The sequence below is a fragment of the Robinsoniella sp. KNHs210 genome, from assembly GCF_000686105.1.
GTDB classification, from domain to species: domain Bacteria; phylum Bacillota; class Clostridia; order Lachnospirales; family Lachnospiraceae; genus Robinsoniella; species Robinsoniella peoriensis.
This window is the reverse complement of record NZ_JMLZ01000002.1, coordinates 1,817,831-1,842,545: the sequence shown is the minus strand read 5'-3', so window position 1 is coordinate 1,842,545 and position 24,715 is coordinate 1,817,831. Positions and strand designations below refer to the sequence as shown.

Here is a 24,715-nt window from a genome sequence, read left to right as displayed (position 1 = left end):
TAAATTGTCAAGAAAAAATTAGCACTCAATCAAGATGAGTGCTAACAAATTTCTATAAACTTTATAAACAAATTATAAACTCATCCATTTTTTGGATATAAACATAAAAAATACCTGAGTTGGAAAGAATAATGGTAAATGATCAGAGTAGCTCAAATGCAATTTCTTTCTGCCTGAGAAATTTCTGTACCATGGTATCCCAGGACTGCTCCAGTGTTTTATCCATTGTAAAGATTCGGATGGAAGAACCGGTGATACAGCTCAGATTATGTCCATCATATTTTAAATTTAAAAACAGGCCGTTGATATCAGAAGAGGACATAGGCAGTTTAGTCTGAACTAACAATTTTTCAAGATTGGCAGGAGAGAGCTGAAAGACAAATTTAAAATTCAGCGGCGTGCGCTTTCCTTTAATTAATTCAAAACAATAGGGACGTAACTGCATCCAGGACGAATAATTGGTATTGGAAAGGCCTCGTTCTTCCAGTTCATCCGGATTGTAATAATCTTTTTGCAGGCGGCCGTCAATATGAAAGGTATTATAAGTAGTAATAACGGCTTCAGACAGCAGAAAATGGTCAAAAGTATCATTCAGCAATAGTTTTGACATAAATTGTTTGACATCTAATATATGTAGTGCGATCAATTTTTTGCTCCTTTTTTCATAAAAAATTTCATCTGTTATTATTATAACCGCAATGTAAGAAGACGGCAAGCAGGGATTCAGCCGGAAATGGAAAAAACCCCTTTTCAAACGAATTTATATGTGCTATGATTATGTGGTATTAAAAACTACATAATAAGATATGCTAATTAGTACTAGTACATCCTTGTGCAATTAACAGTGAATAAAGACGCAGATACCAGGCATTTTATTTACCAATAATTATGCAATGCTGTACAAGATTGTACTTGATGAATATTCTGCATGAGTGATGCAAGATTTTAGGAGGAATTTTTAATGGATTACAAGATAATTATTGACAGCTGCGGCGAATTGACAGAAGAGATGAAGAAGGACGGTCATTTTGCTACAGCATCACTTTCTATGCAGGTGGATGATTGCACAATTGTGGATGATGAAACATTTAACCAGGCAGATTTTTTAAGACGGATTGCAGCTAGTCCGAACTGCCCTAAATCATCATGTCCATCACCGGAAGCCTATATGAGTGCTTTTGACTGCGGAGCGCCGAGAGCTTATGCGGTTACGCTGTCGGCGGAATTAAGCGGCTCTTACAACAGCGCAGAGCTTGGCAGAAAGTTATTTTTGGAAGAACATCCGGATAAAAAGGTTCATATTTTTAATTCTCGTTCAGCATCTATTGGTGAGACCCTGATCGGTTTGAAGATACAGGAATGCGAAAATGCGGGCATGGAATTTGAAGAAATTGTGGAAACCGTAGAAAAGTATATTGCCGGACAGAGCACCTGGTTTGTTTTGGAGAATCTGGATACCCTCCGGAAAAATGGACGTCTCAGTAAAGTGAAGGCATTTGTGGCAACGGCGCTTAAGATCAAACCGGTAATGGGAGCTACACCCGAGGGTACCATTGTGCAGCTGGATCAGGCTAGAGGAATGAATAAGGCATTGGTTAAAATGGTAGATTTTATAGTCGAGAAGGTAGAAAATTCGGAAGAAAAGATTTTGGCCATTTCTCACTGCAACTGCCCGGACCGTGCTAAAATGATAAAAGATGCTTTAGTGTCCAGATTATCACTTAAGGATATTTTTATTGTTGATACCGCAGGTATCAGCAGTATGTACGCTAATGACGGTGGAATTATTATTGTTGTTTAAAATAATTGCCGTATAAATGTCAAAACAAGTAAAAAAAACATGCAATTCCTACAAATCTGTGATATAATATAAAAAATATGCTTAAAGAAATGACAGATAGCAGAAGTAAGGAGAAGAACATATGAGTCAGGAGAAAGTAGACCGCTACAAACAAGAAAAAGCAAATCGTGAAAAGCTTCTTAAAAAACAGAAACGCAATAAAATGCTCATGAAGCTGGGCGGTTTGGCAGTATGTCTTGTCATTGTAGGCTGGGTAGGTTTTTCGGCTTTTAATAAGTTCTATACACCTCCGGTGAAAAATTACGAGGTGAAGACTACAGCCGTAGACGATTATTTACAGGGATTAAATGAAACGGAAACAGAAGCAGCAAAATAATGGACAGCCGGAGTGCGCAGCATTCCGGCTGTAACTTTTTGGTAATGAGGAAGACAAGGAGGAACCGGAAGGTTGCAATTTGATTATATTATAGAAAATAAAGAGGTATGTATTTTACGCTGTTTTGGGGAGGGGAGAAAAGTAGTGATCCCAGGACAGCTGGAAGGATACCCGGTGACTGCTCTGGGAAAATATATATTTTCCGGGGCGTACGACGGGGATGGCGGCAAAAAAGCCGTTTGTGCCGACATGCCGGAAGAGGTAATTTTACCGGAAACCGTACAGAAAATCGGTGATTATGCATTTTACGGGTGCAGACAGCTTAAGAAAATGGCATTGTATCAGGGGGTCCGTGAGATCGGCGGCGGAGCATTCACCGGATGTGCAAAACTATCCAGGCTGAAGATCAGTCTGGATGGCCCGATGGGATATTGTTTTAAAAATGTAATTGCTGAGTTAAATCATGAGGTGGAAGTAAAATTAAGCAGAGAAGGACAGACTATCGCCAGGCTGCTGTTTCCGGAATATTACGAAGAAGCTGTGGAAAATACACCTGCCAGGATTTTAGAAACCCGTATCCATGGTTCCGGATATACTTATCGGCAGTGCTTTCATAACGGAGAATTTAAATTTCTGGAATATGACCGCCTGTTTTATGATGCAAAAGCATGGGAATCCGAGGATTTCTGTGTACACCTGGCACTTTACCGCCTGGAATATCCTTTGCAGTTGACGGGGGAGCATGAGATACAGTACCGGGAATATCTGTCCCAACACAGTATAGCCGCAGGGATGTGGCTCATTCGTTCTGACCGGATGCATCAGCTGAATTTTTTAAGCAGCCAGATTGTATGGCAGCCGGAGATTTTAGAGAATCTGATACGTTTTGCAGGGGAGCAGGAGCGTATGGAAGCGGTGGGTTATCTGATGGATTATAAAAATGAACACTTTGCAAAAAAGAAAAAGAGCTTTGATTTATAATACTGTGACGCGCAGCTGTCAGAAAGCAATTATAAAACACGCGCTAGAAAGGAGTCAATATGACCGAAGATTTTACAGCGAGAGAGCAGGAGATATGGGACAGACTTTATCAGGCAGGTTTCGATATCCTGATTAACGCCAGAAATGAGTTATATATTCATATGCGTTTCCTGGACGTGGCACTGTCATCATTTCAATATCAGATGGATATGGAAATGAACAGTCTGGGAACGGACGGAAACGTTATTTATTACAACGCCCGGTTCCTTGGGGGATTATTTCGGGAGAGCCGTACTATAATTAACCGTGCATATCTGCACCAGGTACTGCACTGCCTGTTTTGCCACGTAGTGGAAACAGAGAAACGTGAGGAAATCTACTGGAATCTGGCATGCGACATTGCCGTTGAATCCATTATTGACAGTATGCAGATACGCTGCCTGAAAAAGGGAATGTCCTGGCTTCGGGAAAGCACGTACCGGGAGTTAGGCAGGAGCCTGAAGGTGCTCACTGCAGAAGGTATTTATCTGGAACTGCAAAAAATGGATTTTGGCGTGAATAACCGAAAACTGGATAAACTGATCCTGGAATTCTGCAGGGACAGCCACCAGTACTGGAATAAACAGGAAGATTCGGAAAAAAACAGTGAAATGAACCAGAAATGGCAGGATATCAGGGAGCAGATGGAGATGGATCTGGATACTTTCTCTAAAGAATCCGTGGAGGCATCCGGAGGTTTGCGGGACCAATTGAAAGTCCGTAAAAAACAGGGAGATGATTACCGCAGGTTTTTAAGAAAATTTTCCGTGTTAAAAGAAGAGATACAGGTGGATACGGATCAGTTTGACTATGCATTTTATACCTATGGCATGACCATGTATGGCAATATGCCGCTGATTGAACCGGTTGAATCCAAAGAAGTAATGAAGATTGAAGAATTTGCCATTGTCATTGACACTTCCATGTCCTGTTCGGGACATCTGGTGCGTCTTTTCCTGGAAGAAACTTATCATATTCTGCAGGAGAATGACAGCTTTTTTAGAAAAGTAAATATTCACATTATTCAATGCGATGAAAAGGTACAGCAGGACCGGAAGATTACAACGGAAGAAGAATTACAAAAATATATGGAAGAGATGGAAATCGTGGGAAGCGGAGGAACGGATTTTCGTCCGGCTTTTGCTTATGTGGATGAGCTTTGCAGAAGAAAAGAATTTACAAATCTCAAAGGCCTGTTGTATTTTACAGACGGATTTGGGATTTTTCCAAAGAATATGCCGCCCTATGAAACAGCATTTGTATTTATGCGGGAGGACTACGATGATACGCAGGTGCCTCCCTGGGCGATAAAAATAATAATAGATGAAGAGGAGCTGTCAAACCGGTATCCTGTTCAAAATGATAGATGATATAGGAGAATAGAAATGAATATTAAAAGAGCTAAGGAAGAAATTAAAAATTCCATTGAAGCATATCTGATGAAAAATGAATACGGAGAATATCAGATTCCATCAGTGCGGCAAAGGCCCCTGCTTCTGATCGGCCCCCCCGGAATCGGTAAGACCCAGATTATGGAACAGATTGCGAAAGAGTGCCGGGTAGGGCTGGTAGCCTATACCATCACCCACCACACCAGACAGAGCGCCATTGGTCTGCCTTATATCGTTGAAAAAGAATTCCGGGGCGAAAAGGTATCCGTTACGGAATATACAATGAGTGAAATCATCGCTTCGGTTTATGAAAAGATCGAAAAAACCGGCATCCGGGAAGGTATTTTGTTTATCGATGAGATTAATTGTGTGTCGGAAACCCTGGCGCCCACCATGCTTCAGTTTTTGCAGTGCAAAACCTTTGGAAATCAGAAGGTTCCGGAGGGCTGGGTGATTGTAGCTGCCGGAAATCCGCCTGAATATAATAAGTCGGTGAGAGATTTTGATGTGGTTACCCTGGACCGGATTAAGAAAATAGATGTAGAGGCGGACTTTTCTGTCTGGAAAGAATACGCCTACCATGCCGGCATTCATCATGCTGTGCTGTCATATCTGGAATTGAAGAAAAATCACTTTTACTGTATTGAGACTACTGTGGACGGCAAGCTTTTTGCAACGGCAAGAGGATGGGAGGATTTGTCCCAGCTGATCAAGGTATATGAAGAAATTGGTAAGAGAATTGACAGGGAAGTGGTGTACCAGTATATTCAGCATTGGAAGATTGCAAAAGATTTTTCTAATTATCTGGAATTATATCAAAAATATAAAAAGGACTATCAGGTTGCAGATATTTTAAAAGGACACATTTCGGATGCGGCAATTGATAAAGTACGGCGTGCGGCATTTGATGAAAAATTAAGTGTAATTGGACTTTTGGTTTCCAGGCTGGATGAATTGTTTCGGATATGTTACCGCAGCGATGCGTTTGTGACAATGGTCTATGAGCAGTTAAAGTATTTTAAAGACAGTTTGGGCACTTATGACGGCACCAGGGACAATACGGATGCAAATGGTGCTGCTTACGAGGCAATGACAAAGCTCACCCGTAAGATGGAAGAAGACACCGCCAGACTGCTTGCTGCAGAGCAGTTAACGAAGGAGCAGGAGCATATCCGCAGAAAAGCGGGTGCCCAGTTGGAATCCTATGAAAATCTGTTAAAAGGAGGAGACTATATTGACAGCCGGAAAGCTTTTGAAGCGGTAAAGGAAAGATTTGCAGACATCACGGATTCCCGCAGTACTTTGATACAAGAAGCGGAAGAGGCACTGAATTACGCGTTCGATTTTATGGAAACTGCATTTGGAGACAGCCAGGAAATGGTTATCTTTATCACAGAACTAAATACGGATTATTACAGTGTATGGTTTGTGGATGAAAATGGCTGTGACCGGTATTACAAATATAATAAAACGTTATTATTTGCTGAGAAACAGAAGGGGATTTTACATCAGCTGGATGAAATAGAAGAGCTTGGGAATATTTAAAGGCATTCGGCAAGTGTATGAAAACAAGAAAGCAGGCAGGACATATATTGCCGATATGTCCTGCCTGCTTTCTTGTTTCTTGCATGTATCTATTATTTTTTATTTATTTTTTTCGATCTCAGCCATTTTCATTGCACGAACTTTTAATGGAAGGCCAAATAATGTGATGAATCCATCAGCATCATGGTGGTCATATAATTCACCTGTGGTAAAGCTTGCTAAAGATTCACTGTATAAGCTATATGGAGAAGTAGTGCCTGCTTTGATAATATTGCCTTTGTAAAGTTTGAATTTTACCTCACCGGTTACATATTCCTGTGTCACATCAACAAAAGCCTGGATTGCTTCGCGAAGAGGGGTAAACCATTTTCCTTCGTATACGATCTGTGCAAATTTGTTGCCCATATCTTTTTTCGTTTCCATGGTGGCACGGTCTAATACTAATTCTTCTAACTGGTCATGTGCTTCCATAAGGATTGTTCCTCCTGGTGTCTCATATACACCGCGGGATTTCATTCCAACAACACGGTTTTCTACGATATCAACAATACCGATACCATGCTTTCCGCCCAGTTCATTTAATTTTGTAATGATTTCAGATACTTTCATCTGTTCACCATTTAAGCTGGTTGGAGTACCTTTTTCAAAGGTCATGGTTACGTATTCGCCTTCTTCCGGAGCTTTTTCCGGAGATACGCCCAGCACTAATAAGTGGTCATAGTTTGGTTCGTTTGCAGGATCTTCTAATTCCAGACCTTCATGGCTGATGTGCCATAAGTTACGGTCACGGCTATAGCTGCTGTCTGCTGAAAATGGAAGATCGATGCCATGCTCTTTACAGTATTCGATTTCATCTTCACGGGACTGCATGGTCCAGATATCGGTCATTCTCCATGGAGCAATTATTTTTAAGTCAGGAGCCAGTGCCTTGATGCCCAGCTCAAAACGGATCTGGTCATTACCTTTTCCGGTAGCTCCGTGGCAGATAGCAGTAGCGCCTTCTTTTCTGGCGATTTCTACTAATCTTTTTGCAATACCGGGACGTGCCATAGAGGTTCCCAGTAAATATTTATTTTCATATACAGCACCTGCTTTTACGCATGGCATAATATAATCGTCACAGAATTCATCAATGATGTTTTCAATATATAATTTGGAAGCTCCTGACAGACTTGCTCTTTCTTCCAATCCGTCCAATTCATTTCCCTGTCCACAGTCGATGCAGCAGCAAACTACATCATAATCAAAATGTTCTTTTAACCAAGGGATGATTGCGGTCGTATCCAGACCACCTGAATATGCCAGAATAACTTTTTCTTTCATAGGTGTATCCTCCTAAATATTATGTATTATTTGATTGCTTTTCGCTAATGACTACTATACATCAATTGTCATAATTATGCAAGAGTAAATTTACATAAATTCTAAAATTATTTTTGTGTGATCCGGGGAAAAAAGCATAAGTTCTATTATATAGTAGAAAAGGCATATAAATAGGGAAGAAAGGAATTCTGGTATATCGAAGGCTGTCGGAAATAAAATTGCCGGGAAGAAAGTTTTTCCAGAAATTTTAAAAAAGTACTTGCATAATATACATATTCAATGTATAATTATGCGCATATTATTCATGCGGAGGAATTAAAATAAATGAAATCGCAACCCATACCCAGGAACGGCAGATATGCCGCAAAGTGGGGCGTGCAGATGACAGGATATTCAGCACTGTCAATATAAGTTTACGCAGGGAGGCACTAGAAGAAAAACACTTTACTTCGCTGAAATCTTATTATATATTAATAAGAAAGCAGCCTGGAGAAATGAGCAAGAGTTCTATTAGACTGGAAACAAAGGAAAAAAAGAAGAAAAGGAGTTTTGAAAATGATAAAAGCAGGAATTATCGGAGCAACCGGATATGCAGGCGGTGAACTTGTGAGGTTATTATTAGGGCATAAGGAAGTGGAAATTGCGTGGTATGGTTCCAGAAGTTACATAGATAAAAAGTATTCGCAAGTATATCAGAATATGTTCCAAATCGTAGATGCAAAATGTATGGATGACAATATGCAGGAGCTGGCAGATCAGGTGGATGTGATTTTTACTGCTACCCCTCAGGGACTTTGTGCTTCACTTGTTACCGAAGAAATACTTTCCAAAGTAAAAGTCATTGACCTGAGTGCGGATTTCCGTATTAAAGATGTAAAGACCTATGAGGAGTGGTATAATATTTCCCATAAGACTCCGCAGTTTATTGGAGAAGCAGTATATGGATTATGTGAAATCAACAGGGAAGCGGTGAAAGCGGCGAGACTAATTGCGAATCCGGGATGTTATCCTACCTGCAGTACATTGTCGATTTATCCTTTATTAAAGGAAGGATTGATTGATCCGGCTACGATTATTATCGATGCTAAATCCGGTACTTCCGGAGCAGGACGCGGTGCAAAAGTAGATAATCTCTACTGTGAAGTAAATGAAAATATCAAAGCATACGGTGTTGCCTCCCACAGACATACTCCGGAAATAGAAGAACAGCTGGGCTATGCGGCAGGAGAGGAGATCCGGATTAATTTTACACCTCATCTTGTTCCTATGAACAGAGGAATTCTGATCACTGCGTATGCTTCATTGAAGAAAGATGTCAGCTATGAAGAAGTGAAAGCAGTTTATGATAAATACTATGAGAATGAGTGTTTTGTACGTGTACTGGATCCGGATGTATGCCCTCAGACGAAATGGGTAGAGGGAAGTAATTATGTGGATGTGAATTTCAAGATCGACAAGAGAACGAACCGCATTATTATGATGGGCGCAATGGATAATCTGGTAAAAGGCGCCGCAGGCCAGGCAGTGCAGAATATGAATCTGCTCTTTGGGTTTGATGAAACTATGGGATTACAGCTAGTGCCCATGTTCCCGTAAGATGGGATATTTGAAACGTTATTACAGTAAGGAAAATAGTTTCCACATATAAGGAGGAAGAATCATGAAGGTGATGGATGGAGGAGTTACTGCTGCAAAAGGGTTTCAGGCAGCAGGGATTTATGCAGGGATTAAGAAAGACAAAAAAGATATGGCTATGATTTACAGTGAGGTGCCTTGTGCGGCAGCAGGCACCTTTACCACGAATATTGTTAAAGCGGCTCCTGTTAAATGGGATATGGACGTGGTTTACAATTATCAGAATGCCCAGGCGGTTATTGCCAACAGCGGTGTGGCAAATGCCTGTACAGGAGAAGAAGGGATGGCTTATTGCAAGGATACCGCGGACACGGCGGCAGAACTTTTACATATAGATCCCAAGGCTGTTCTGGTTGCATCTACCGGTGTAATCGGCAAACAACTTCCCATGGTGCCCTTAAAAGATGGAATCAGAAAAATGGTTCCTCTGCTTTCCGGGTCAATAGAGGCAGGTACATTGGCGGCGGAGTCAATTATGACTACGGACACGGTAAAAAAAGAAATTGCAGTAGCGATTGAAATAGGGGGTAAAACAGTCACCATTGGCGGCATGTGCAAAGGCTCCGGCATGATTCATCCAAATATGTGTACCATGCTTAGTTTTGTAACAACAGACGCCGCAATTTCAAAAGAGATGCTGCAGAAAGCACTGAGCGCCGATATTAAAGATACTTACAACATGGTATCTGTTGACGGGGATACTTCTACAAATGATACGGTGCTTCTTCTTGCAAACGGAATGGCGGGCAATCCTTTGATCACCGAAGAAAATGAGGATTATAAACTTTTCCTTGAGGCTCTCAATTATGTGAATACCTGTCTTGCTAAAAAAATTGCAGGAGATGGAGAGGGAGCAACTGCGCTGTTCGAAGTCAGGGTAATCGGTGCCTGGTCCAAAGAGCAGGCAGTTACTTTAAGCAAGTCAATTATAACATCCAGTCTCACCAAAGCAGCGATTTTCGGACACGATGCAAATTGGGGGCGCATACTTTGTGCCATGGGATATTCCGGAGCTGACTTTGATCCAGAAAAGGTAGACTTATTCTTTGAAAGTGCAGCAGGAAGGTTACAGATTATTGAAAATGGAGTTGCACTGGATTACAGTGAGGAAGAAGCTACAAAAATCCTGTCTGAACAGGAAGTGACGGCAATAGCAGATATTAAAATGGGTAAGGAAACTGCCACGGCATGGGGATGCGACCTCACCTTTGATTACGTAAAAATCAATGCAGATTACCGCTCCTGATATTCATAAGCAAACAAATAGTAAAAGTAAAATGAAAAGAGGATAAGGTTGAAAGAAAATTATGATATAGAAAGGTGCCACGGTGTGATTCTTTCAACCAGTTTTATTGTGGCAATATTGCAGGCAAGCCTGTAATATGCAATGGGTATAATTATGGAAACAATGGAAAACTGGCTGCAAAAAGCAGGTGTATTAATAGAAGCATTACCTTATATTCAACGGTTTCACGGCAAAACGATTGTAGTAAAATACGGCGGAAGTGCCATGGTGGACCATCAGTTAAAGAAAAATGTAATCCGTGACGTAGCGCTGTTAAAGCTGGTGGGATTCCGTCCGATTATTGTGCATGGAGGCGGTAAAGAAATTACGAAATGGGTAAATAAAATCGGTCTGGAAACCAACTTCGTAAATGGTTTGCGGGTAACAGATAAGGCTACTATGGAAGCAGCAGAAATGGTTTTAAATAAGATTAACAAAGGTCTGGTTTCCATGATGGAAAAACTGGGTGTCAGGGCAGTTGGAATCAGTGGAAAAGACGGTTCGGTATTACGTGTTGACAAAAAGCTTTCCGGCGGAAAGGACATTGGATACGTAGGAGAAGTGAAGAAGGTAAATACGGAGTTATTGAATATTTTATTAGATAATGATGTAGTGCCTGTGATCTGTCCGATAGGCTCAGATGATGAATACCATTCCTATAATGTCAATGCCGATGATGCCGCATGTGCCATTGCCTCGGCGGTAGGAGCTGCAAAACTTGCGTTTTTAACTGATATAGAAGGGGTATACCGGGATCCGCTGGATAAGTCCACCTTAATCTCAGAGATGTCAATTCCCGAAGCGGAAGAATTCCTGGCAAGCGGAAATGTTGGCGGCGGGATGCTTCCCAAACTGCAGAACTGTATCGATGCCATGAAAGCCGGTGTTTCCAGAGTTCATATTTTAGACGGCAGAATCGAGCACTGCCTGCTGTTAGAGTTCTTTACGAACAGAGGGATCGGAACTGCAATCATGGGTGATCAGGAGGAACGATATTATAATGAAGACAATGAATAGCTATATGGAAGAAGCCGAAGAGGTCATATTACATACTTATAATCGGTTCCCCGTAGTATTTGAAAGGGGAGACGGAGTATACCTGGAGGATACACAAGGAAAAAAATATCTGGATTTTGCAGCAGGGATTGCAGTTTTTGCCCTGGGCTACCACTATCCGGGCTACGATGCTGCTCTGAAGAACCAGATTGATAAAATTATCCATACTTCTAATCTGTATTACAATGTCCCAATGGGTGAAGCTGCTAAAAAGCTGGCAGCATGCAGTGGAATGGATAAAGTGTTCTTTACAAACAGTGGAACAGAAGCGATTGAGGGAGCCATTAAAGCGGCCAGAAAATACGCGTATACGAAAGACGGCTGTACCGATCATGAAATTATAGCCATGAATCATTCTTTCCACGGAAGGAGCATTGGCGCGTTATCAGTGACGGGAAATCCTCATTACCAGGAAGCTTTTAAACCTTTGATGGGTGGAGTTAAATTTGCTGATTTTAACGATCTGGAAAGTGTAAAAGCGCAGATTACCGGCAAAACCTGTGCGATTATCATGGAAACGGTTCAGGGTGAAGGCGGTATCTATCCGGCGGACAAAGATTTTCTGGAAGGAGTTAAGGCAATCTGTGAGGAGAAGGATATTCTGCTGATATTAGATGAAATTCAATGCGGTATGGGACGAACCGGCAAGATGTTTGCCTGGCAGGACTATGGAGTGAAACCGGATATTATGACCTGTGCCAAAGCGCTTGGCTGCGGGGTTCCCGTAGGAGCATTTATTCTGAATGAAAAAACTGCAGGGAATTCACTGGTTCCCGGGGATCATGGAACAACCTACGGCGGAAATCCATTTGCCTGTGCAGCGGTTTCAAAAGTATTTGATATATTTGAAAACGACCATATCATAGATCATGTAAATGAAATTGCTCCTTATCTGGAAGAAAAGTTAGACCAGCTGGTTGAAAAATATGATTTTCTGGATACCAGAAGAGGAAAGGGCATGATGCAGGGGCTTGTGGTAAAAGGCCGTCCAGTGGGAGATATCGTCAAGAAATCTCTTGAAAATGGACTGATCGTTATTTCAGCAGGCAGTGATGTGCTGAGACTGGTACCTCCCCTGGTGATTGAACGTGAGCATGTAGATGAAATGATTGGGAAGTTGGAGACGGTATTAGAAGAAGTGTAAGGACAGTTTTAGATTAGAGACTTTGTGAAATAAGGTGGTATGCCTTAAGAAACGAAGCAGTGACGGGCAGGTGCCCTGACAGTTTAGGAAAATGACAATTTCCCAGACTCGACGGGCTCCTGCCCGTTCGTATTTTCCCTTTTGCTGCCACTTGACTTTTAAAACCTACAGATGTAATATATAAAGTATTACATCTGTAGGATATAATGAATTTCAAGTTGTGTACGAAAAGTGAGGAAATTATATGATAAGAAACAGGAAGATTATGAAGGCTTTGAAAAAGCAAACCTCGGTTTCCAGGGTAAAGATTTTAACAGCTGTTTTTATTGGAATGTGTATGATTTTGTTTTACCGGCTTTATCAGCTGCAGATTTTAGGAGGGGAGGACTATCGGAATAATTTTGTTATGAAGATTAAGAAGACCCGTGTGCTGAAAAGCACCAGAGGGAATATCTATGACCGAAATGGGAATCTTCTTGCGGGAAATAAAATGACTTATGGGATAACCATGGAGGATAATGGGTCGTATCAATCCGAACGGGAGAAACAGTTGTCCCTGAACGGGACAGCCTATCAGGTGATCCGGCTGGTACATAGCCAGAAGGAAACATTGACCACGGCACTTGCCATCGTGTTGGATGAAAAGGGGGAATATGTATTTAATACGGAGGGGGTTTCTCTGGACCGTTTTCGGGCAGACGTTTTTGGCAGGGCTTTTATAGAAGATATGACAGATATGGAAGCGGCAGCCGGGGCAGATGAGATTGTGGCATATTTAGCAGGAGAAGACCGTTTTGCTTTATATGAGAAAAACGGGCAGGCATATACCAAGGAGGAACTGGAAAGCAGCGGGCTTCCCAAACAACTCAGCAAAAAAGATGCCCTGGAGATTTTAAATATCCGGTATATGCTGTCACTTAACACTTTTCAGCGTTACATTCCCGTTACGGTGGCAGTGGATGTATCCCAAGATACCGTGTCATATGTACTGGAACATAAATCCCAATGGCAGGGAGTGGGGATCAGTGATGAGGAGATCCGGGTATATGAGGGCGGGGATGCCTTTGGGCATATTCTGGGGTATACCGGCAAAATTTCCGCAGAAGAACTGGAGGAACTGCAAAAAGAAAATAAAAACTATACCAGTGATGTTGTGGTGGGTAAATCGGGGATTGAACAATCTATGGAGCAGTATCTTCAGGGAATAGAGGGGTCAGAAACGGTATATGTTAACAATATGGGAAAGGTGGTCCAAAAAGAAAAAACCCCCAAAGACCCGGTTCCGGGTAAAGATGTCTACCTGAGCATAGACAAAGACCTGACTGAAGCCGTGTACCGGATTCTGGAACAGCGGATCGCAGGCATCCTAACGACTAACATTGCAGATATCAAGGAATTTGATACCAGTAAAATTACAGATTCGGCAGATTTGGTTATTCCGGTCTATGATGTGTATTTTGCTCTTCTGGATAATTCTGTGGTAGATCTCACTCATTTTGGACAGGCGGATGCGACTGCTTTTGAAAAAGAAATTTACGTAAGGTTACAGGATAAACTGGGGCGGGTGATGCAGAAATTAAACTCGGAGCTAAAGGGAGATGGAAGCATCTATAAGGATCTGGATAAAGAAATGCAGGAGTATCAGGATTATATTGTGGATACGCTGCTTATGGAGGAAACGGGTTTACTGGATGCAGGGAAAATAGACAAAGAAAATGAAAGATACCAGTCCTGGAAAAAGGATGGGGATATAAGCCTGAAGGATTTTCTCACAGAGGCAGTTGCAGAGGGCTGGATTGATATGTCACATATACCTTCAAAAGATACTTATATGGATTCCGGGCAGTCCTTAGAATTACTGAGCAAGACAATCAGCGAAAGCCTTGCTGCAGATGAAGGTTTCTTAAAAAGACTTTGCTGGTATATGCTGCAGCAGGAAGAGATAGCGCCGCGGGAGATCTGCCTGCTGCTCTATGAACAGGGGGTTTTATCAAAAGAGGATGCGGTCTATGAAGGATTAGCAAGTGGAAATATTTCAAGTTATCAGTTTGTGATTGATAAAATTAACAGTCTGGAGATAAAGCCGTCCTGGCTTGCCCTGGATCCCTGCTCAGGTTCTGCGGTTATCACAGATCCGGGGACAGGTGAAGTGCTGGCATGTGTTACCTATCCCGGATATGATGTGAACCGGCTTGCCAACCAAATGGATGAAGCATATTATCAGAAGCTCTATGAGGATAAATCAGTACCTTTCTACAACAGAGCCACCCAACAGCTTACGGCACCGGGATCCACTTTTAAGCCGGTCACTGCCATAGCGGGCTTAATGGAAGAAGTAATCTGGTCAGATACAGATGTATTATGTGACGGCGTGTTTGATAAAGTTGAGCCGCCGCTGCACTGCTGGAACCTGTCGGGACATGGGGATATCCCAACGGTTGCAAGTGCGATAAAGAATTCCTGCAATGACTATCTGTGTGAAATATCCTACCGGATGGGACTGGACGGAAATGGTAAATTTTCCGATGAACAATCCCTGAAGCGGCTTATATCCTACACCAAAATGTTCGGTTTAGACCGGAAATCAGGAATTCAGCTTCCCGAGTCGGAGCCTCATATCACGGATAAATTTGCCATTCCTTCTGCAATCGGGCAGGGTACGCATAACTATGCCACGGTACAGTTGGCCCGGTATGTGAATACGCTTGCCAATGGTGGGAGCTGTTATGACCTTACCCTGCTTGACAAAGTGATGGATAAAGAGGGTCACATAACAGAGGAAAACCCTCCGAAATTAAGGAATCAGATCGATCTTCCGGCGGAGGTATGGAACGATGTTCACACCGGAATGGAGGAAGCAGCCGGCAGTAATGCAATGTTAAGCAAGCTGAGTATTAAGATTGCCGGCAAGACCGGAACCGCAGAAGAAACACCCAGCAGACCAACACACGGTCTGTTTGTGGGGTACGCTCCGGCGGAGAACCCGGAAATTGCAGTAGCTGTCCGTATTGCACATGGATTTGCATCCGGGAATGCAGTGGGAGTATCCCAGGATATATTTAAATATTATTTTAAACTTGAGAAAAAGGAGGATATTCTGACCGGAACGGCATCCAGGGCTAGTGATAATGCACATATGGATTAGATATGGGGGCTGAGTAAGGATGATGTAAAAAAAGCTAATATAAAGTAAATTATTTCCAATAGAATCATGTTAAAATTACAGATATGATTAGAGAAGGTAAAGTATGTCTGATTACAGATAAAAGTAGAAATCTGCCTGGCATAAAAGGAGAGGGACATGAAAAACTATTGGATAAAATTTTCAAATTTAAAAATAAAACAGAAGTTACTGATTTCTAATATCGGTATTATTCTGATTATGGTTTGTCTGACAGGTGTATCGGGGTATTATATATCCAGAAACCTGCTGATAACCACCTCGGTAAAATCCTCCGTAGATTTAATGGAACAGCTGAGTTCCAACTTTGATTATGCAATAGAATCTCTGGAGGATTTTATTTTAATGCAGACATTTAATAAGGATTTTTCCGGCATTATCGGGAAAGAGACGGAGAAGGGGAACAGCAAGGCATTATTTGACCGGAAGAAAAAGCTTTTGAATTTCAGTTATAACCTTATGAATTTTAATAAGTACATCAAAGCAGTGCTGGTACAGGATAATTTTGAGAATATTTATTATTATTCAACGGATTACAGCTCTATGAGCCTGGAAGAGCAGGCTGATAACCTGGCATTTCAAAAGGCTTATGAAATGTGGGGGACTACATACTGGAAGCCATATAATGAAGAACTTGTTTTTGCCAGCAGCCTGGTTTTTGATTTTGAATCCATGAAACCCCTGGGGGTAATTTCCATAGGGATTGACACCGCTTATTTTAAAGAACTGTATAAAAATATTTCTTCCGAAAAGGCAAATGAGATATTAGTGCTGAACCAGGACAGGCAGATATTAATCGGAGAAGACAATAAGGGTAGGGAGCTGGCTGAAATCATTTTGGAGAAGTATAAACCTATAAATGAAGAAGGGAAAGAAATCTATTATAAAAATGAAAAATATATCTATACAACCTGGAAGGCAAAAGGGAACGGAATTCAGGTCATGAACCTCATTTCAGAGAAGGTAATTATGGATGGCATTTTTAAATTGTTAACCCCGGTAATCTGGTCTGCTCTGCTGGGGGTAATCCTGTCAGCAGCCATTGCTGTTTTGATTTCCGGGCAGATTTCTTCCAATATAAAATTATTGCTTACAAATATCCGAAGCATCTCCAAAGGAGATTTTTCTCAAAAAATTGTCCCGGCAAGCTATGATGAAGTGGGAATGCTTGCAGTAGAATTTAATCATATGTCGGAACAGATTGTACAGCTATTCAAATCCGTAACCGATGAGAAAATCCAAAAGAAGAATAGTGAATTAAAAGCGCTGCAATTTGAATACGATTCCCTCCAGGCAAAAATTAACCCCCATTTTCTGTATAATACATTGGAAAGCATTAACAGTCTTGCAAAGTTAAAGGGACAGCAGGATATAGCGGACAGCATATTTCTGCTTGGTAAATATCTGCGGGAAGCCATCAGCAGTAAGCGGAAGTTTGTTTTATTAGAAGAAGAAATCCAGAATATCCGCAATTATGTAAAGATACAGCAGTTGTCTTATGGCGATAAAATCCAGATCATTTTCCATGTGGATGAAGCTCTTTTGGATGTGGTTGTGCCAAAGTTAATTCTACAGCCGCTGGTAGAAAATTCGATTGTTCATGGAATAGAGCCAAAGATCGGGAAAGGCAGGATTGAGATTACGGCACGCTGTGAAAAAAAGGATATGTACCTTGTGGTCTGGGATGATGGTGTGGGGATATCCCGGGAGCAGCTTGAAAATACAATGGAGCATAAGCCGGGAAATTCCGGTTATGAGCACACCAAAGTGGGGCTCATGGCGGTGCATAAAAGAATTCGAATCCTCTATGGAGAAGCCTATGGCATACATATTCACAGTTCCCCACAGGAGGGAACTTCCATTATGATTAAACTGCCCATAAACTTTGAAGATGAGGAGGTACACTATGAGATTTAAAGTAGTAGTGATTGATGACAAACCCCTGATACGCAGATCCCTGATTGAGACAATTCAGTGGGAATCCCTGGGATGTGAGATAGCGGGAGAGGCGGAAAACGGACTGGAAGCAAGAGAAGTAATCCGGAAGGTGAAACCCCATTTAATCATTTCCGACATTAAGATGCCCGGATTGGATGGGCTGTCGCTGACAGAATATGTGAAACAATTTCTGCCGGATACAAAAGTGATTATCATAACCGGATACCAGGAATTCGAATACGCTAAAAAAGCGATTCAGCTTGGTGTGTGTGACCTGGTTTTAAAGCCGATAGACAATGCAGCGATGGTGGATATTATCCAAAAGGCTATTGACTGTATCCGGGAACAGCTTCAGAAGGAGCATTATCAAAAACAGCTCTTAGAAGAAAATGACCGGTATAAAGTAAAAATAGACCGTTCCTTAAAGGCGCTGCAGAGCCAGTTTCTGCTGGAAATGATCAAGGGCAGGCGTTCCCCTGAAAGGATAGAGGGGGAGGAAATTGTGAACCTGCACTTAGCGGAAATGAATTTTTCTGTAATTCTTGCAAGAATCCGGTCTTCCGATAAGCAGGTAGTCAGGGAAACTGCAAATACGGCAGTGAAACTCATGGATCATTTTAAGGAAGCCTGCGATATGGGATTTGTAGATTTAATGGTAAATCAGGATCTGGTATTAATTGCATTTCACCGTCCGGGTAAGAGTGCCAGGGAACACCGTGTACAGATGAAACGCTGTCTCTATGCTATGAATGACCGGCTGTTAAAGGAACAGGGCAGCCTCTGCTGTTTTGCGGTGAGCAGGATTACAAATGATGTGGCTAAATTGGAAGAATGCTATAAAAATACGGTAGAAATTTTAAATCAAAACTATTTCACGGCAGAAGAAAATATTTTGTTTCAGTCCGCAAGCACCTTAACGGTATCACCTGATTCGGGATATCTTCTGAAAGAATTAAATCAGTTTTATACAGATCTGGAATATATGGGAGATGGTGAGCGGGACCAAAAGGTTGTGGATATGATTGGGAAAATTGTGCAGGAGACAAAAGGAGACGAATTCCGGATTAAATGCATGTTAAGTGAAATCTGCATTACCCTTTTGCGTCATTATTCTGCAAAATTTCATAAGGATGATCTGAAGAACAATACCAATAAAGTGATGGAGGAAATTAACGGTCTGGTGGACATCCGTGATGCCAATGAATATCTCGTTGATTTTATCCGGGAGATCCGCAAGAGTTTAACGAAAGAAAACCGGTTAACCCATCCACTTGCCCAGGGTACCATGGATTATATCAGACAGAATTATAAACAGAACATAACTTTGACGCAGGTTGCGGATACTTTATGCGTCAATTCCTCTTATCTAAGCCGTTTGTTAAAAAAGGAGACCGGAGAGAATTTTGTGGATCTTTTAGCGGGATTTCGGATTGATATAGCCAAAAGGCTTCTGGATGAACCGGGAAGCAAGGTGCTGGATGTCTGCGAAAAGGCAGGATACAGCGACTATGCTTACTTCTATCAGGTATTTAAACGGGTGGAGAAGATTTCCCCAAGTGAATATAAGAAAAGAGGTAAAAGAATCTAATATATTGTCAAATCAGGCGTATGGTTTGTCAGGTCTTCTGTTGTTATAATAGCAGCATCAAATGAAGGAGGAATGATTTTATGAAGAGAAAAGCAGCGTTGGCTATGGCAGTTTGTATGGCAGCCTGGATGTTGACCGGGTGCGGAGGACCTAAGGAAGCAGGAAAGGCTGGTGAAACAAATGCCGGCATTGCCCAGACGGATACTGCAGCAGATATGAAAAGCGGAGAAGTAAAAAGCGAAAATGCGGAAAGTCAGGAAGCAAAGGCAGGCAATGAAGCAGAGGAAGTAGTTGTTAAGATTTTCCATCATATAGGGGAACAGGATGGAAGAGACCAGCTGGATAAAATCATTGAAAAGCTGGAAAGTGAGAATCCGGGAATAAAATATGAAGCCCAGGGAATTGACTTCAGCCAGTTCGGAACGATGCTGAAAACGAAAATTGCAGGCGGAGATGCGCCGGACATTATCATGGGAAGACCAAGAGTCTATGCGGACCTGATTGAAGCCGGACATATAGCAGATTTATCAGACCAGCCATTTTTAGAGAACTTATCGGACACGACTTTGTCATCCATGAAGGTAGACGGAAAGGTATATGGCATACCATTAAGCCTGGGAGGAATGGGCATATTCTATAACCGGGAAGTTTTTGAAAAATATGGTGTGGAAGTTCCAAAGTCCCATAAGGATTTACTTGCGGCGGCAGATAAATTTGAAGAAGCGGGAATTATACCATTTGCCCATGGATTTAAAGAGGGGTGGACAGCTCAGTGTGACATCCAAAGTGATTTATACGGATATCCGCTGCAGCAGAACCCGAAAATGTTTGAAGACATCCAAAACGGAACGAAAAAATTTGCGGATTATCCGGAATTCAGGGAATGCCTTCAGCGTAACGCAGAGCGCCTGTCTTATGAGGGCGGAGATGATTTTGGAACAGATGTATCCAAGGCGCGCAGTATGCTGATTAATGGAGAAGCAGCCATGTTCATTGGCGGTAACTGGGATATCAGCGAATTTATCAATAATAAGGTAGATGACAAAATTGGTTTTTTTGCAACACCCAATACAAATGATTCAGAACCGGTTCAGGGACTGGCGCCCGATGGCAGTTTCATGTTGTATTCCAAATCAGAACATAAAGAAGAAGCACTGAAATTCCTGGAATTCTGGTCCAGCGAAGAGGCTTTCACCATATGGAATGTAAATGGTTCCAATATCCCATGCTCCCTGGATGCGTCAACCGATGGCGTATCACCGCTGGTAGCAGATATTATGGAAATTGCTCGCAATGGCAAGACCTATAACTACGAATCCGAACCGGTATTTTCAGGGCAGTTTGATTCCACATTCCGGGCATGGCAGGAAGAATTTGCAGCAGATCCGGACCGTGATGTGGATACATATATTCAGAAACTGGATGACGAATTAGGCGCTATAAAATAAAAAAGGATGCAGCATATTGCAGGGAAACCTGCAATATGCAATGGGTGTAAAGATGAGAATAAAAGTAAAAAAACATGCCGTAAACATGTTGTTCCTGGCGCCCGCTCTGATCTTATTTATCATCATGGTAGTTGTGCCGTTTGCAAAGGGAATGCAGTTTTCCGTAACGGATTGGGATGGTTTTTCCCCGGTTTATAATAATGTGGGGCTGGAAAACTTTAAAAATGTACTTACAGATCCCAGTATTAAAAAGCCCATTCTGAATTCCGTTTTTTATACGGTGGTAACAGTCATTGTAGATAATGTTCTGGCGTTGTTTATCGCGCTTGCATTAAAGAAGAACACAAAGTCTAACAAGACATTTCGGACATTTATGTTTATGCCATTTATTATCAGTCTTGTGCTGACCGGATATATCTGGACTTATATTTACAGTGATGTATTTTACGGGATTTTTGGAATCAAAAGTCTGCTTGGGAATTCAAAAACGGTTATGATCGGTATCTGCCTGATGAGTGTCTGGAGGGATACGGGGTATGCCATGCTGATCTATATCGCAGGGCTTCAGGGGATTCCCGATACCTACTATGAAGCGGCTAAAATTGACGGAGCCGGTCCGGTAAAGCGTTTCCGCTATATTACGTTACCGCTGATCGGTCCTGCAATTACCATTAATGTAACGCTGTTTCTGGGGTGGGGCCTGAAAATATTTGACTATGTCATGACAGCAACAAACGGCGGTCCGGGCAGATCGTCGGAGACATTTGCAATGTATGTCTACAATTATACGTTTCCCTATAACCGTGCAGGCTATGGGCAGGCGGCGGCGCTGATCATGATGACGGGGATTTTCATCGTAACCGGAATTGTTACGGCGGCCCTTCGAAAACGGGAGGTGGAATTATAATGAGCAGACAGATAAAGACGGGAGCAGCCTTCCTTTTGAAATTAGTGGTCGTATGTCTTTTCATTGCCCCTTTTTACATTGCGGTAGTATATGCACTGAAATCTCCGGAAGAGACTATTGCCACAGGTCTGGCACTTCCCACGCAGATTCATTGGGAGAACTTTACGGAGGCAATCGAAGTATCTAATTTCTGGATTGCCACGAAAAACAGTTTGATTGTTACGGTATGCAGTGTGGTGATACTGATGGTAATCTGCAGTATGGCGGCATATGTAATCGCCCGCAACCAGAAATCCAAAGTATACCAGTCTCTTTATTATATTTTTCTGGCAGCGATTTTACTTCCTTTTCAGGTGGTAATGCTTCCGCTGTATGTACAGTTAAAAGAGTTTGGATTAATGAACTCCAGAATAGGGCTGATCCTAACCGTGTGCGGTTTTCAGCTGGCCTATAATGTATTTGTCTATGTGGGATTTGTAAAGTCCATCTCACCTGAAATTGAAGAAGCAGCATTTATTGACGGAGCCGGTAAATTCAAGACCTTTTGGCTCATTGTATTTCCGCTTATGAAACCAATTATTTCTTCGACCCTGATTCTCAATGCCCTGGCGGTCTGGAATGATTTCCAGATCGCGCTGATTATTGCACAGACTCCGGAAGTAAGAACCATACCTCTTACCCAGTTTTTCTTCTTTGGGCAGTACAGTATTCGGCTGAATATGGCATTTGCGGCTTTTGTACTTGCAATGGTACCGATTATTATTCTGTATTTTATCATGCAGAAATATATTATTGGCGGTGTTATGGCTGGAGCAGTCAAAGGATGATCTATAAAAAAAATATGGAGGATATGATAATGAACCAATTACAACTGCGTTACCGGCAGGTGCATCTGGATTTCCACACCAGCCCGCTGATACCGGATATCGGAGAAAAATTTGATGGTGCAGAATTTGCACAGACATTAAAAAATGCGCATGTGGACAGTGTAACCTGTTTTGCAAGATGCCATCATGGGATGTTATATTACGATTCCAAAAAGTTTCCGGAAAGGATACATCCAAACCTTACTAATAAAAATATGTTGAAGGAAATGATACAGGAATGCCACAAAAGAGATATCCGTGTTCCAATCTATATTACCATCCAATGGGATTATTTTACCGCAAAGGAACATCCGGAGTGGCTTGCCATAGATGCAGACGGAAGACCCGTTGGAACCGGTCCTTATGAAGCAGGATTTTATCAGGTACTGTGTGTTAATACAGGTTATCGGGATTTGTTAAAGGAACAGATCACAGAACTGTTTGAAGAAATGGAAGTAGATGGGATCTTCATGGACATCGTTTATCCCACAGAATGTTCCTGCAAGAACTGTATGGAGAAAATGAAGGCTGCCAAAGTGGATGTCTATGACAGTGAAGCGAGAATGCAGTATGCCCAGAACATGATAGACGAATTTAAGTATGACATCAGCCGCCATATCCGTTCTTTTCGTCCGGATGCCAGTATCTTTTATAATACCAGCCATATCGGAGTGAAACAGCGAAAGGTGAAAGATGCCTACACACATTTTGAACTGGAATCTCTGCCCAGCGGAGACTGGGGATATATCCATTTTCCGGTAACCATGCGCTATGCCAGGACACTTGGGCTGGACTGTCTCTCCCACACGGGGAAATTTCACCTGGAATGGGGAGATTTCCATTCTTTTAAGAATCTTGCAGCACTGGAATACGAATGTTTCCGCATGCTGGCTCTTGGCAGTAAATGTCTGATCGGGGATCAGATGGAGCCTGGCGGAAAGCTTTCCAAGCCTGTTTATGATTTAATCGGGAATGTATACGAAAGGGTAGAGAAATTAGAACCCTGGTGTGAAAATGCAGTTCCTGTTTCAGATATAGGTGTGATTTCGCCGGAGGAATTTATGGGCGGAAACCGCGGAAGGCTTCCGGAGAGCTTAATGGGGCTTGAAAATATGTTTGACCAGTTGGGTTATCAGTTTGATATTCTGGATTCACAGGGGGATTTTTCTAAATATCCGCTGCTGGTTCTTCCGGACGACATAGTAGTAAATGAAGAGCTCCATAAGAAGCTAAAGGATTATCTGGACAACGGAGGGAAGATGATTGCCACTTTTGAGTCAGGGCTGGACGAATGCAAAACCACAATGGTTCTGAAGGAAACCGGGGTTTCGCTGCTTGCGGATCCGGACCGGAATTTGGATGGAGAGCTGGCAAGAGGAAAGATTACGAAGAGCAATGATTATGTGGATTATATGATTCCTAATGAAAAAATCGGTATCGGGCTGCCCATGACAGAACACGTGATGTATGCAAAGGGAACCGAAGTATTAGCAGCAAAAGAAGCGGAGACGTTGTTAAAATTTACAAAACCCTATTTTGACCGTAATTTTAAACATTTCTGCTCCCACAGACAGACCCCCTCATCCGGGCAAGCGGGAACAGATGCAGTTGTGCAGCTGGGGCAGGTTATTTACTTTGCAAGCCCCGTATTCCGGATTTACAATGCCAGAGCGCCAAAGTGGTGTAAAGTTATGGTAAAGGATGCTGTAGACCGCCTGCTGCCAGAGAAAAGCCTGGAATATTTTGGACCATCCACGTTATTTACGGCATTGAATGAACAGAAGGAGGCGCACAGGAAGGTGCTGCATCTGCTGCACTATATTCCACAGAAAATATGCCAGGATATCCATACACTGGAAGATGTAATTCCCCTATATGATATTCCGGTAAAAATAAAGGAAAACCGTAAGGTAACTGCCGTCAGAAATGTCCCGGAAGGAAAAGACCTGGAATTTGTCCAAAAGGATAACTGGGTAACCTTTCATGCAGATGAAATAAATGGGTGCCGGGTAATTGAAATTGTTTATGAAGAATAAAGAAGGTTTTTAATAGCGTATTTGTTCAAATATCTGTTTGCATTACTGCATTATTTGTGTAGCGCCGTACGAGAGCATCCTCATCAAATTTGAGGATGCTCTTTTTGTGCCGGTCTGGTGGGAGCGGTTTTTTGTAGTATATTTATAAATGGAAATATGATATGATTGATGTGAA

Annotated in this window: 18 protein-coding genes; 16 read left to right on the top strand and 2 right to left on the bottom strand. The window is 42.0% G+C overall.

The features are described from left to right. Positions 1-142: 142 nt before the first annotated feature. Positions 143-610 carry a DUF5721 family protein gene (locus tag CD03_RS0115100; protein ID WP_330377215.1) on the bottom strand — a complete coding sequence of 156 codons (468 nt, stop codon included), beginning with the start codon at positions 608-610 and terminating at the stop codon, positions 143-145. 351 nt (positions 611-961) lie between these two features. Here CD03_RS0115100 and CD03_RS0115095 point away from each other — a divergent pair, with 351 nt between their 5' ends. The 5 genes from CD03_RS0115095 to CD03_RS0115075 all read left to right on the top strand — a co-directional run bounded on the left by CD03_RS0115095 (position 962) and on the right by CD03_RS0115075 (position 6,133). Continuing rightward, positions 962-1,801 (top strand): DegV family protein, encoded by an 840-nt coding sequence (locus CD03_RS0115095; protein ID WP_027294368.1) that lies wholly within the window; start codon positions 962-964, stop codon positions 1,799-1,801. A 121-nt stretch (positions 1,802-1,922) separates the two neighbouring features. Then, positions 1,923-2,177, top strand: coding sequence for a hypothetical protein (locus CD03_RS0115090; RefSeq protein ID WP_027294367.1), 255 nt, complete (start codon positions 1,923-1,925; stop codon positions 2,175-2,177). 72 nt (positions 2,178-2,249) lie between these two features. After that, complete coding sequence (locus CD03_RS33620) at positions 2,250-3,158, top strand: leucine-rich repeat domain-containing protein (RefSeq protein WP_052377815.1); 909 nt, start codon at positions 2,250-2,252, stop codon at positions 3,156-3,158. 59 nt (positions 3,159-3,217) lie between these two features. Continuing rightward, entirely contained in the window at positions 3,218-4,567 is a 1,350-nt protein-coding gene (locus CD03_RS0115080; protein WP_044289404.1) for a vWA domain-containing protein, read from the top strand. Between the two features lie 15 nt (positions 4,568-4,582). Beyond that, entirely contained in the window at positions 4,583-6,133 is a 1,551-nt protein-coding gene (locus CD03_RS0115075) for an ATP-binding protein (protein WP_027294365.1), read from the top strand. 99 nt (positions 6,134-6,232) lie between these two features. Here the strand turns inward: CD03_RS0115075 and CD03_RS0115070 are convergent, their stop codons facing one another. Next, on the bottom strand, positions 6,233-7,456 hold the full coding sequence (locus CD03_RS0115070) for an argininosuccinate synthase (RefSeq protein ID WP_027294364.1): 1,224 nt from the start codon (positions 7,454-7,456) through the stop codon (positions 6,233-6,235). Positions 7,457-8,011: 555 nt separating this feature from the next. Here CD03_RS0115070 and argC point away from each other — a divergent pair. From argC to CD03_RS0115010, 11 genes are all read left to right on the top strand, one after another. After that, entirely contained in the window at positions 8,012-9,052 is a 1,041-nt protein-coding gene (gene argC / locus CD03_RS0115065; RefSeq protein WP_027294363.1) for an N-acetyl-gamma-glutamyl-phosphate reductase, read from the top strand. 64 nt (positions 9,053-9,116) lie between these two features. Next, complete coding sequence (gene argJ / locus CD03_RS0115060) at positions 9,117-10,337, top strand: bifunctional ornithine acetyltransferase/N-acetylglutamate synthase (RefSeq protein WP_027294362.1); 1,221 nt, start codon at positions 9,117-9,119, stop codon at positions 10,335-10,337. A gap of 141 nt (positions 10,338-10,478) precedes the next feature. After that, positions 10,479-11,393 (top strand): acetylglutamate kinase, encoded by a 915-nt coding sequence (gene argB, locus CD03_RS0115050; RefSeq protein ID WP_242849097.1) that lies wholly within the window; start codon positions 10,479-10,481, stop codon positions 11,391-11,393. Next, positions 11,377-12,576, top strand: a complete 1,200-nt coding sequence (locus CD03_RS0115045) for an aspartate aminotransferase family protein (protein WP_330373772.1) — start codon at positions 11,377-11,379, stop codon at positions 12,574-12,576. The genes argB and CD03_RS0115045 overlap by 17 nt, the downstream gene beginning before the upstream one ends. A 244-nt stretch (positions 12,577-12,820) precedes the next feature. Then, positions 12,821-15,721 (top strand): penicillin-binding transpeptidase domain-containing protein, encoded by a 2,901-nt coding sequence (locus tag CD03_RS0115040; RefSeq protein WP_027294359.1) that lies wholly within the window; start codon positions 12,821-12,823, stop codon positions 15,719-15,721. Between the two features lie 156 nt (positions 15,722-15,877). Next, positions 15,878-17,674: a sensor histidine kinase gene (locus tag CD03_RS0115035; RefSeq protein ID WP_027294358.1), complete on the top strand. Its 1,797-nt coding sequence runs from the start codon at positions 15,878-15,880 to the stop codon at positions 17,672-17,674. Beyond that, on the top strand, positions 17,664-19,283 hold the full coding sequence (locus tag CD03_RS0115030) for a response regulator transcription factor (RefSeq protein WP_027294357.1): 1,620 nt from the start codon (positions 17,664-17,666) through the stop codon (positions 19,281-19,283). Before CD03_RS0115035 ends, CD03_RS0115030 begins: the two co-directional genes overlap by 11 nt. Positions 19,284-19,363: 80 nt before the next feature. Continuing rightward, the gene (locus CD03_RS0115025; protein WP_027294356.1) at positions 19,364-20,731 is read left to right on the top strand and encodes an ABC transporter substrate-binding protein; all 1,368 of its coding nucleotides are present in this window, start codon (positions 19,364-19,366) and stop codon (positions 20,729-20,731) included. 40 nt (positions 20,732-20,771) lie between these two features. Beyond that, positions 20,772-21,638, top strand: coding sequence for a carbohydrate ABC transporter permease (locus CD03_RS0115020; RefSeq protein ID WP_242849096.1), 867 nt, complete (start codon positions 20,772-20,774; stop codon positions 21,636-21,638). After that, on the top strand, positions 21,638-22,465 hold the full coding sequence (locus tag CD03_RS0115015) for a carbohydrate ABC transporter permease (protein ID WP_027294354.1): 828 nt from the start codon (positions 21,638-21,640) through the stop codon (positions 22,463-22,465). Before CD03_RS0115020 ends, CD03_RS0115015 begins: the two co-directional genes overlap by 1 nt. Then, positions 22,462-24,540, top strand: coding sequence for a beta-galactosidase trimerization domain-containing protein (locus CD03_RS0115010; RefSeq protein WP_141728583.1), 2,079 nt, complete (start codon positions 22,462-22,464; stop codon positions 24,538-24,540). Before CD03_RS0115015 ends, CD03_RS0115010 begins: the two co-directional genes overlap by 4 nt. Positions 24,541-24,715 lie beyond the last annotated feature (175 nt).